Genomic DNA, 10969 nt, shown 5'->3' with positions numbered 1-10969 from the left:
GTGGTTTGCGTGGTGGATCAGGGGTTTCCGGCTGTCAGCCACAGGGGGGGTCCTGGGCCAGCAGGCCCCGGCCGCCCGGTTGACCGGGATCAACGCACCACACAAACCGAACTCCGTACCAGTGGCTTGCTCCGCTGTTTTTCCGTTGCCCTGCACCGCCCGGAAACAACCGGAACGAGGGGCTAGAACACGAGAGACGCGGACAGCACCGCGAGGATGCCGAGGACGACAGTGGCTACGCCGTAGCGCAGGGCGCGGACGTTCTGTCCGGTCCTGATCAGCTCACCGAGTTCCTTGGCCAGCGTCGACCAGGTGGACAGCGCACCACTGAATCCCATTCCGGCGAGGAGCGTCATGCCCGCACTGAGATGGACCGTTTCTGCCGCGGTGATGATGCCCAGGAGGAAACAGGCGATGGTGTTCGCCGTGAGGGTGCCGTAGAGCTCGGGGAGGAGTCTGCCCAGCCAGTACCGGCCGACACCGCCGAACGCGGCCCCGACCGCGACGAGGAGCAGGGATTCGGGGCTCATTCCACGACCTCCCCGGGTTTCGTGGCCGGACGGCCGCGGAAGGTGCGTCCCGACGCGAAATCACCGAGCAGCCATCCGCCGATACAGGTGACCAGTGTCGCGGTGAGGTAGGCGGCGGCGAGGGGCGGGTCTGATTCGGTGAGCAGTACGGCGAAGGTGGAGAAGCTGGTGAACCCGCCGAGCAGGCCCGTACCCAGGAACAGGCCGGGTTTACGCCATCCCATGAGGAAGGATCCGAGCGTGTTGACGGCGATCAACGGCTGCATACCGGGGCCGAGGGCGAGGATCACGGACCAGCGTAGAACCGCGCCGAGCGCCGCTCCTGCAGCCACCTGGATGGTTTGCTTCATGTCGGAATACGATACACCCGGCCGCGCGGCACGAACCGCGGGGCCGTCGGTGCGGGACCGGTCAGGTCCAGTCCATCCCCCGGCGTTCGAGGAACTTCTCGATGTCCGCGGCAGAGGCCCGGAGCTGCGGGTCGAAACGGAGGTAGGCGCGGGTCTCCCTCGCGACGAACCCGGAGACAAGGAGTATCCTGATGATGTTCGGGAGCACCATCATGCCGTTCGCGAGGTCGGAGAACGTCCAGACCGTGGTGAGCTCCGTGACCGCTCCGATGAAGACCGCGACGGTGAATGTCAGCCGGTACCACATCGATGAACGGGGTCCGAAGACACTCATCATGCAGCGTTCGCCGTAGTAGGACCATCCGAGGATCGTCGAGAACGCGAAGAAGATGATCGAGATGCTGACGAGTTCATCCCCGAAGGTGCCGGGGAGACCGTTTCCGAAGGCCTCCGAGGTCATCAGGTTGGCCGCGTTCTCGCCGTGGTTCCAGACCCCGGTCACGATGAGCACCAGTCCGGTGAACGTGATGACGACGAGCGTGTCGATGAACGTCTGGGTCATGGAGACGAGTCCCTGACGGACGGGGTGCAGGGTCTTCGCGGCGGCGGCCGGGATCGCGCCGCTACCCATCCCGGACTCGTTCGAGAACAGGCCACGGGCGACACCCATGCGCATCGCCATGATGATGCCGGCTCCGGCGAATCCGCCGGTGGCGGCGGTGCCGGTGAAGGCGTCGGTGAGGATGAGCGCGAAGGCCCCCGGGATCTGGTCGATGTTGGCGACGAGAACCCATGTCGAGGCGACGATGTAGATGACGATCATGAGCGGGACGAACGCCGAGGTGACCTTGCCGATCGCCTCGATGCCGAAGAACAGCACGATTCCGACGATGAGGAACATGACCGCGCCCGAGGCCCACGGCGGAATGCCGAACGAATCCTGCATCCCCGCCGCGACCGCGTTGGACTGCGTCATGTTCCCGATGCCGAAGGCTGCGATGGCCGTGGCGACGGCGAAGAACGTCGCCAGGTAGCCGCCCATCGGGCCCTTGATGGTCTTGCGCAGGTAGTACTGCGGCCCACCGGCCTGCTTGCCGTTGGTGTCGGTCTCACGGTGGAGGGAGCCGAGGAAGGCCTCGGTGTACTTGGACGCCATCCCGAGAAGACCCGTCATCCACATCCAGAACAGTGACCCGGGGCCACCGATCGACCCACCGTCCGTCCGGCGCCTCCCGGGAACCGGCGGATCTCTCCGTTGTCACGGGTGATGCGGTGTTTTCGGCGACCCGTCGGGCGCGGCGGCGAGGCCGGCGGGGGCAGATTATCTGCTACCCCCGTACGCGGGAACGGCTCCGTCATCCGGCACCGGATGACGGAGCCGCCCGTTTTTCCGTGTGTCAGTGGCCGCGGACTACTTCCAGTCCATCCCCTGACGGACGAGGAAGTCCTGGCATTCCTCGGGGGACCTGTGCAGCTTCGGGTCGAACCTCAGGTAGGCGTTGGTCTCCTTGACCACCAGGCCCGACAGGATCAGCAGCCCGATGAGGTTCGGCAGGGCCATCAGGCCGTTCGCCACATCGGAGAAGGTCCAGATCGGGGTGAGTTCGGAGACTGCGCCGATGAAGACGCACACGGTGGCGATCATCCGGTACGGCACGGTGGAGCGGGACCCGAAGAGCGACTGGAGGCAGCGCTCGCCGTAGTAGTACCAGCCCAGGATCGTGGAGAAGGCGAAGAATACGACGGACATGGAGACGATGGTTCCACCCCACTGCCCGGGCAGGCCGCGGGAGAAGGCCTCGGCGGTCATGATGTTGGCGTGCTCCTTACCGAGGTCCCACGCGCCGGTGGTGATGATCGTCAAGCCGGTGAAGGTGACGACGACGATGGTGTCGATGAAGGTCTGCGTCATGGAGACCAGCGCCTGGCGTGTCGGGTGGGACGTCTTCGCCGCGGCTGCCGCGATGGCGCCGGTTCCGATGCCGGACTCGTTCGAGAAGATACCGCGGGCGACACCCATCTGGAGCACGAGGATGATCGCGGAGCCGGCGAACCCGCCGACCGCGGCGGTGCCCGTGAACGCGTCGCTGAAGATCAGGCCGATCGCTGCGGGGATGTCTGCGGCGTTGCGGAAAAGCACGATGAGCGACCCACCGATGTAGAGGATGATCATCAGCGGGACGAAGGCCGAGGTGATCGTGCCGATGGCCCGGATGCCCCCGAGGAGGACGGTGCCGGTGCACACGAACATGAGGACGCCGGACACCCAGGGGTCCACGCCGAAGGTGTCCTGCATGCCCGCAGCCACGGCGTTGGCCTGGGTCATGTTGCCGATGCCGAGGGCCGCGATGGGGGTGAGCACCGCGAAGAAGAAGGCGAGCCAGCGGCCCAGGGGTCCCTTGATGCCGCGTTTCAGGTAGTACTGCGGACCGCCGGACTGCTCGCCCCTGGCGTCCGTGACGCGGAACCGGACACCGAGGTACGCCTCGCTGTACTTGGAGGCCATGCCGACGAGACCCGTCATCCACATCCAGAACAGGGCGCCGGGGCCGCCGACCGAGAGTGCGGTCGCCACACCGACGATGTTGCCCACGCCCACCGTGGCCGCGAGTGCCGTGGTCAGTGCCTGGTAATTGGGGATGTCTCCCTCGCCGTCCTTGTCGTTGGTGTCGACGAAGCCGTGGCGCAGGCCGAGGAGGAGCGCGCGGAACTGCAGGCCGCGTAGCCGGATCGTCAGGTAGAGGCCCGTGCCGAGGAGGAGCGGAATGAGCAGGAAGGGGCCCCAGATGATGCCGGACAGTGTCGTGAGCAGGTCATTGAGCGTGGACATGTCCTAGGAAATTACAGGTTTCGTTCAGTCAATCAAAAGGACAGCCCCGTACGGGGCGCCCCTGTGTGTCACCCCCGGGTCGTCCGGGACGGGGGTCCATGTTTCCGAAAGGCCGTGCGGGGGCGTCGGGGTGGGGGTGCGTTCCTGCGCGTCGACCTGATTGGGGGGAAGATTGAGGTGAACCCGGGGACCGGAGCCACGACCTCTGTCTCCGACGCGCCCGCCCGACACCCCGAACATGTAAGGAGCCCTCCACCGCCATGGCACATGACCGCGCAGGACAGCCCGCTCTCGACAGTGACCTCATCGACATCGCGGAGGTCGTCACCGCGTACTACACCCGCATCCCGGACGTGGAGGACCCGGACCAGCAGGTCGCCTTCGGAACGTCGGGACATCGCGGGTCGTCACTCGACACGGCCTTCAACGAGAACCACATCCTCGCGACGACGCAGGCGATCGTCGACTACCGCGTCAGGGAGAAGATCGGGGGTCCCGTCTACATCGGGCGCGACACCCACGCGCTGTCCGAACCCGCGATGGTCTCCGCGCTGGAGGTTCTCATCGCGAACGATATCCCGGTGCTCGTCGACGACCGCGGCCGCTACACGCCCACTCCCGCGGTCTCGCACGCGATTCTCGCCCACAATGCCAAGCTCGACGGCGGCGTGACCGGCACCGACCCGCGGCGTGCCGACGGAATCATCATCACCCCGTCCCACAATCCGCCCCGGGACGGCGGATTCAAGTACAACCCGCCGAACGGAGGCCCGGCCGACACCGACGCGACGGACTGGATCGCGGCCCAGGCGAACGAGCTTCTCCGCGCGGGACTCGACGGGGTCCACCGGACACCGGTCTCCGGTGTGCTCGACCGGCGGTGCGGACGGCACAACTACCTGGACACCTACATCGCCGATCTCCCCAACGTCGTCGACATGGAGGTCATCCGGGAATCGGGCCTGACCATCGGCGCCGACCCGATGGGCGGCGCGGCCGTCGATTACTGGGGCGCGATCGCCGACGCACACGGCCTCAACCTCACCGTCGTCAATCCCCGTGTCGACGCGACCTGGCGGTTCATGACCCTGGACACCGACGGCAAGATCCGGATGGACTGTTCGAGCGCGAACTCCATGGCCTCACTCGTGGCCAGCCGCGGCGACTTCGATCTCGCGACCGGAAATGACGCCGACGCCGACCGGCACGGCATCGTCACCCCGGACGCGGGCCTGATGAACCCGAACCACTATCTCGCGGTAGCGATCGACTACCTCTTCCGCCGTCGCCACAACTGGGACCAGCGGATCAACGTCGGCAAGACCCTCGTGTCATCCTCGATGGTCGATCGCGTCGTGGCGGACCTCGGCCGGACCCTCGTCGAGGTTCCAGTCGGCTTCAAGTGGTTCGTCCCGGGGCTCATCGACGGAACGATCGGCTTCGGCGGCGAGGAGTCCGCCGGCGCCTCCTTCCTGCGCCGGGACGGTTCGGTGTGGTCCACCGACAAGGACGGCATCATCCTCGATCTGCTGGCCAGTGAGATCACCGCGGCGACGGGTAAGACCCCGTCCGAGCGGTACGCCGAGTTGGAGCAGAAGTTCGGCAGCCCCGTCTACGCCCGTACCGACGCCCCGGCGAACCGGGAACAGAAGGCGGTGCTGAAGAAGCTCTCACCGGAGGATGTCACGGCGACGGAACTCGCGGGGGAGGCCATCACCGCGAAACTCACGGAGGCGCCCGGCAACGGGGCGCCGATCGGTGGCCTGAAGGTGACCACGGATTCCGCCTGGTTCGCGGCCCGGCCCTCGGGCACGGAGGACAAGTACAAGATCTACGCGGAGTCCTTCCGCGGCGCCGACCACCTGAAGGAGGTTCAGGCACAGGCGCAGGAGCTGGTCGCGGGTGTCCTGGGCGACTGATCCGCAGCCGTGGGCGCGGCTGAGGGGATGGCGATGCCTTCGGCGGCGTCGTCCCGGCGCATCTTCGGTGCGGTGACCGGAGGCCGCGTCCCCGTGAACCCGTCGCGGGAGGCCCAGGTTGCGCTAGTGTTGTCGGGTGTGACCAAGAATATGAAGAAGACGTCGGTGAATCCTGCGGCACATGTCGAGGCGGCGAAGCCCGAGTTCGTTCCGGCCAGGTACGACAGCCGGTCGATCGCCCTCGATGTGGTGTCGGCCCTCGCGCGGCTGGCGCTCGCGGCCGTGTGGCTCTACAGCGGCTGGCAGAAGCTGTCTGAGCCCATGGCCACCCGGCTCGCCGTCCGCTCCTATGAACTGTTCAGCGACGACACCGCGGACCTCATCGCGGTTGTGCTGCCGATCGGCGAGCTGATCCTCGGGGTGTTCCTCCTCGTCGGACTCTTCCTCCGATTCAGCGCCTTCATCTCCCAGGTGCTGCTGCTTCTATTCATCGCCGGCATCGCCTCGGCCTGGGTCCGTGGCCTGTCCATCGACTGCGGCTGCTTCGGCGGCGGCGGCGCGGAAGAGGGTGTCACCTGGTGGTCCTACCTCTCCGAGATTCTCCGTGACATCGTCTTCCTGGTCCTCGCGTGGGTGGTCTTCCGGTGGCCGTTCCGGCGCTTCGCACTCCACGCCTGAGCGACTAGGCTGCTTGACCGGGGAGCGTGACGCTCCCCACGGGGCTCCCCACGGCCAGGATTGCGGGGAGATCCGCCCGGGTGCGCAGGTTTTCCGCCGCGCGCATCGAACATCCACTCCGACCGTAAGGGTTCAAAGAACGTGAGTAAGAAGATCAAGTCCCCGAATGAGAAGGGGCACGGTTTCCTCTGGGCGCTGGTGGCAGTACTGGTCGTCGCGGTGATCGTGATCGGCTACATCATCACATCCAGTGACGGTGAAAAGCAGGCGGCGAACGGGACCTCCACCACCGGAACTGAAACCGAGGCGGTGGAGATCGAGGCCGGACAGACGGAGGTGGTGGACTTCAACGTCGACCTGCACGACGGGTACATCACCCTGTCCGCGGACTCCGCTGACGCGGACACTCCGACGGTGGACCTCTACGAGGACTACTCCTGCCCGCACTGTGCGGAGCTCGCCGAGGCCACGGACGGCGAGATGAAGGACGCCGTCACCGCCGGTGACCTGGTCGTCAACATCCACCCCCTGGACTTCGTCGCCGGCGGCGATGAGGGGCACTCCACGAGGGCGGGAACCGCCGCGATGGTCGTCGCCGGCAGCGGGGACGCCGAACTGTACTGGAACTACCGGAAGGCACTGCTGGAGAACCAGCGGAAGATCTTCGACAGGTGGACCTACGCGACGTTCGCGGACGCCGCTGTCCGACTCGGAGCCGATGACGAGCTCGCCGAGAAGATCCGGACAGGTGGGGAGCAGGGGGAATTCGAGAAGGTCGCCTCCGCGAACGCGGAGAAGCTGAAGGAACAGACCGGTAAGGTCTCGTCCCCGCGTATCATCCGCGACGGCAAGGACGTCGACCTGAACAACTGGGTGGCCACCGTCACCGGATGATCCCCCGGTTCGGCAGGTGGGGGGGCTCCCGACGGAGCCTCCCTCCCGTCCGTTGCAGTCACCGGGAACAGGCGATTTGTCCGCCGCAGGGCCCCCCGTGTAGATTGGGGGAGTCTCAACGAGGGGCTATGGCGCAGCTGGTAGCGCACCACACTGGCAGTGTGGGGGTCAGGGGTTCGAGTCCCCTTAGCTCCACTGTGAACCGGGAAGATCCGCGGATCGACCGGTTCACGGTTCCGGACTCCGGTCCGTGGACGCGGCAATTTCATATGAGGGGCTATGGCGCAGCTGGTAGCGCACCACACTGGCAGTGTGGGGGTCAGGGGTTCGAGTCCCCTTAGCTCCACTTCACGGTGACGATGACTGAGACCTCCCGCCGCTCGGCGGGAGGTCTCAGTCATCGTCGTGTCCGCCCGGAGCACGGGGTGTCCCGTCATCCGTCGTCGCTGCGCGGTGCGAGAAGTTCCGCACCGTCGAGGAGCAGGTCGACCTTGCGCCGCCACCACTGTTTCAGGCCCCCGTCGAGGATCCGCTCCAGCGCATCGGTGAGCTCCGGGGACAGTCCTGACCGGTCCAGCAGGTCGCGGGCCGCCCGATCGGTGCCGGCGTCCGGGCCGGAGGACAACAGCCGTTCGGTGCGGTTGACCGTGTCCGCCGTCATGTCCGCGAGTGAATCGAGGACGAGCAGGGCGTCGCTGATCGTCCATCCGTACGTTCCGTGCAGGACCCGCGTCGATTCCTCCATGAGCCCGGTGATGCTCCGCGGGGGAGTGTCCTCGAGGGTGTAGAGGGTGGCCGCCATTCCGGGGTGGCCGGCGAGAAGGGACCAGTTCAGTTCGGCGACGCCGGTGAGGTACCCACGCCACGTGGTGTGGGTGAATTCGCGCGGGTGCTCCGCGATGGCCCGGTCGACGGCGCTCCGGAGGAGTTCACGCCGGGAGCCGATGTACCGGTAGAGCGAGGACTGGTCGACCCCGAGGTGTCGGGCGATCGCTGTGGTGGTCGCTCCGTCGAATCCCAGGGTCAGCACGGCACGCTCGATGTCGACCCGGTTGAGCTGCGCCGGCCTCCCGCGACCTCTGGTACCCATGGAACTCCTCACTGCGTCGCCGTGGGGTGTCGTGGCTCCGATTCTACCTTCGCCCAAAGGTGTCGAATAATTTGAAACAACCTATTGCAAAAAGGTAACGCTTACCTTACCCTGGGGGTGGTGGTGTCGACGGGAACGCCCGGCAGAACGGGGAACGAAAATGACGCAGGAACAGACGGCGGAGGTCCGGTACACGGCCGCCGAGAAGTGGACCCTCACCGCGGTGGTTCTGGCTTCGTCACTCATGGTCGCGGACATGATGATCGTTGCGATCGGACTCCCGGCGATCGCCGAGGATCTCACCGATGCCACCCTCAGCAGGATGCAGTGGATCGTCGTGGCCTACTCGCTGGCGTTCGGCGCGCTCATCCAGCCGGCCGGGGCGCTGAGCGACCGGCTCGGCAGCAGGCGGATGTTCATGGTCGGGATCATCGCGTTCACCGCCGCATCCGTCGCTTGCGGCGTCGCGCCGTCGATGGCCGTGCTCATCGGGTTCCGTACCGCACAGGGCATCGCGGCGTCCGTCATGTTCGCGAACGCGATGCCGCTGCTGGCACGGTGCTTCGACGGGGAGCGTCGGACGATGGCGATCGCGATCTGGAGTGGGGCGGTCGGGATCGCCGCGGTGCTCTCGCCGGTGATCGGCGGACTGCTCGTGGACGCATTCAGCTGGCGCTCCATGTTCCTGATCAACCTCCCGCTCGGCGTGCTCACCGTTCTGGTCGCCGTCCGCTACCTGCCCGTGGACCACGACCGGGAGCGTGACCCCAACCCCTTCGACCTGATCGGTTCGGGTCTTCTCGCGGCGGCCCTCCTCGCGTTGAACTACGGGGTCACCCGCGCGCAGGAGGACGGCTGGACCCACGACACGGTGGTCGCGCTGCTCGGGTCATCCGTCGTTCTGCTGGCGTTGTTCACCCTCCGGGAACTGAGGTGCGCCGCCCCGGTGCTCGACCTCCGGCTACTCACGCACCGTACGTTCCTCGGTATCTCCCTGACCGCGGTGATCAACCGATTCATCACCGGAGGGGCCGTGGTCTACTTCATGCTCTACCTGCAGCAGGGGCACGGGTACTCGCCGCTGCAGACCGGATTCCTGCTCTTCCCGCTCGGTGCCAGTGCCATGGTGGGGTCCATCGCCGCCGGAAAACTCCAGGGGAGGTATCCGGCCGGTGGTCTTCTGGCGGTCGGTGGGGTCCTGCTGGCCGTTGCGTCCGTGCTGTTCGTGTGGCAGATCACCGCGCTGCACGACCCGCCGTGGCTGATACCGGGAACGATCATCTGGGGCGCGGGCAACGCCCTGGTCAACACGCCCCTGATGAACGTGGCGACGCGATCGGTGCCCATCGGCCGGGTGGGGATGGCGACCGGACTGCTCAACAGCTTCTTCCCGATCGGGGCCTCCGTGGGAACGGTGGTTCTCGGCACGGTGTTCACGGGTGTGCTGGCCGGCCCCCACACGAGTGTGCTGGCGGCACTCGGCGCGGCCACCGGCAGGATCTACATCTTCGTGTGCGTGATGGCCCTGGTCGGTGCCGTCGTGGCGTGGGTACTGGTCCGGTCCGAGGAGTGAATCCGACGGCCCCGGGACGGTGCTCCGGGCGGCGCGGCGGAAATGCGCGGCTTAGACTGGGGGAATGACCCACACCATCGTCGTTGACCGCTGCACAGATCCAGACAATCCGGACGGCACCGTCGTCATCTCCCGGATGATCACCGAGGACGACGACACCGTGCACGGGGAGGGGGACCTCCTCATCGATGTCACCCACTCCAGCCTCAACTACAAGGACGCGCTCGCTCTCCGCGGGACGAAGGGTGTCGCCCGGATTCTGCCCCTGGTACCGGGCATCGACGCCTGCGGAACCGTCGTCGACAGTGACTCCGACAGGTTCGCACCGGGAGATCGCGTCGTCGTCAACGGAGCAGGGCTGGGGGAGACCCGGGCCGGTGGATACACCGGGAAACTGCGGGTCGACTCCGCCTCGACGGTGCACATCCCGGAGAACATCAGTACGCTCCGCGCCGCGGCGATCGGCACCGCCGGATTCACCGCGGCACTCTCCGTCGACGCGCTGACCGGTGCGGGTGTGGGTCCGCAGGACGGTCCGGTCCTGGTGACCGGTGCGACCGGCGGTGTGGGCGCCACGGCGATCCTCCTGCTCGCGAGCCTCGGCTTCGACATCGTCGCCGCGACGGGCCGGGTGGCGGAACATTCCGACATGCTGCGGGAACTCGGTGCGGCGGAGGTCATCGACAGGGCGGAGCTCGCGGAGCCGGGCCGCCCACTGCAGTCCGAGCGCTACGCCGGGGTGGTTGACGCGGTGGGTTCCCACACGCTGGTCAACGCGCTCGCGCAAGTCCGCTGGGGTGGTGCGGTCACCGCCTGCGGTCTCGCCCACGGGGCCGATCTCCCCGGAACGGTCATGCCGTTCATCCTGCGGGCGGTGAAACTCCTCGGGATCAACTCGGTGGACGCACCGTCGGAACTCAGGGAACGGGCCTGGACGCTGTTGTCCGGGCACCTCGACCAGGCGGCACTCGACCGGATCACCACGGTCCGCCCACTCTCCTCCGTGGCGCAGGCCGGCGAGGAACTGCTGGCGGGGAAGCTCGCCGGTCGCACCGTCATCGACGTCAGCGCCTGAACGTCACGCCCCCATTCGGGCGCACCGTGG

At 66.9% G+C, this 10969-nt stretch carries 9 protein-coding genes, 2 tRNA genes and 1 pseudogene; 7 read left to right on the top strand and 5 right to left on the bottom strand.

What is annotated here, in order from left to right; translation table 11 throughout:
• Positions 1-182 precede the first annotated feature (182 nt).
• From JIM95_RS04135 to JIM95_RS04120, 4 genes and pseudogenes are all read right to left on the bottom strand, one after another.
• Positions 183-530 carry a fluoride efflux transporter FluC gene (locus JIM95_RS04135; protein ID WP_200255808.1) on the bottom strand — a complete coding sequence of 116 codons (348 nt, stop codon included), beginning with the start codon at positions 528-530 and terminating at the stop codon, positions 183-185.
• Positions 527-880 (bottom strand): fluoride efflux transporter family protein, encoded by a 354-nt coding sequence (locus JIM95_RS04130; protein WP_200255807.1) that lies wholly within the window; start codon positions 878-880, stop codon positions 527-529. Before JIM95_RS04130 ends, JIM95_RS04135 begins: the two co-directional genes overlap by 4 nt.
• Positions 881-941: 61 nt before the next feature.
• Positions 942-2090, bottom strand: a pseudogene (locus JIM95_RS04125) (alanine/glycine:cation symporter family protein); the annotation flags it as partial.
• 201 nt (positions 2091-2291) lie between these two features.
• Entirely contained in the window at positions 2292-3710 is a 1419-nt protein-coding gene (locus JIM95_RS04120; RefSeq protein ID WP_200255804.1) for an alanine/glycine:cation symporter family protein, read from the bottom strand.
• A gap of 260 nt (positions 3711-3970) precedes the next feature.
• On the opposite strand from JIM95_RS04120, the gene pgm reads away from it, so the two are divergent.
• The 5 genes from pgm to JIM95_RS04095 all read left to right on the top strand — a co-directional run bounded on the left by pgm (position 3971) and on the right by JIM95_RS04095 (position 7547).
• Positions 3971-5629: a phosphoglucomutase (alpha-D-glucose-1,6-bisphosphate-dependent) gene (gene pgm / locus JIM95_RS04115; RefSeq protein WP_200255802.1), complete on the top strand. Its 1659-nt coding sequence runs from the start codon at positions 3971-3973 to the stop codon at positions 5627-5629.
• Between the two features lie 234 nt (positions 5630-5863).
• The gene (locus JIM95_RS04110; protein ID WP_410170735.1) at positions 5864-6307 is read left to right on the top strand and encodes a MauE/DoxX family redox-associated membrane protein; all 444 of its coding nucleotides are present in this window, start codon (positions 5864-5866) and stop codon (positions 6305-6307) included.
• Between the two features lie 141 nt (positions 6308-6448).
• Positions 6449-7201: a DsbA family protein gene (locus JIM95_RS04105; protein ID WP_200255800.1), complete on the top strand. Its 753-nt coding sequence runs from the start codon at positions 6449-6451 to the stop codon at positions 7199-7201.
• Positions 7202-7323: 122 nt separating this feature from the next.
• Positions 7324-7396: transfer RNA gene (locus JIM95_RS04100), tRNA-Ala, on the top strand.
• Between the two features lie 78 nt (positions 7397-7474).
• Positions 7475-7547 (top strand) — tRNA-Ala (locus JIM95_RS04095).
• Between the two features lie 87 nt (positions 7548-7634).
• Here the strand turns inward: JIM95_RS04095 and JIM95_RS04090 are convergent.
• Entirely contained in the window at positions 7635-8291 is a 657-nt protein-coding gene (locus JIM95_RS04090) for a TetR/AcrR family transcriptional regulator (RefSeq protein ID WP_200255798.1), read from the bottom strand.
• Between the two features lie 160 nt (positions 8292-8451).
• On the opposite strand from JIM95_RS04090, the gene JIM95_RS04085 reads away from it, so the two are divergent.
• A complete protein-coding gene (locus tag JIM95_RS04085; protein ID WP_200255796.1) occupies positions 8452-9864 on the top strand; it encodes an MFS transporter in 1413 nt (470 codons plus the stop codon).
• A gap of 136 nt (positions 9865-10000) precedes the next feature.
• Positions 10001-10939 (top strand): MDR family oxidoreductase, encoded by a 939-nt coding sequence (locus JIM95_RS04080; RefSeq protein WP_234034346.1) that lies wholly within the window; start codon positions 10001-10003, stop codon positions 10937-10939.
• The last annotated feature ends 30 nt before the right edge of the window (positions 10940-10969 follow it).

The organism is Corynebacterium antarcticum, assembly GCF_016595285.2.
Classification (GTDB): domain Bacteria; phylum Actinomycetota; class Actinomycetes; order Mycobacteriales; family Mycobacteriaceae; genus Corynebacterium; species Corynebacterium antarcticum.
The sequence above is the reverse complement of the archived record's forward strand: the minus strand, read 5'-3'. Positions and strand labels throughout refer to the sequence as shown.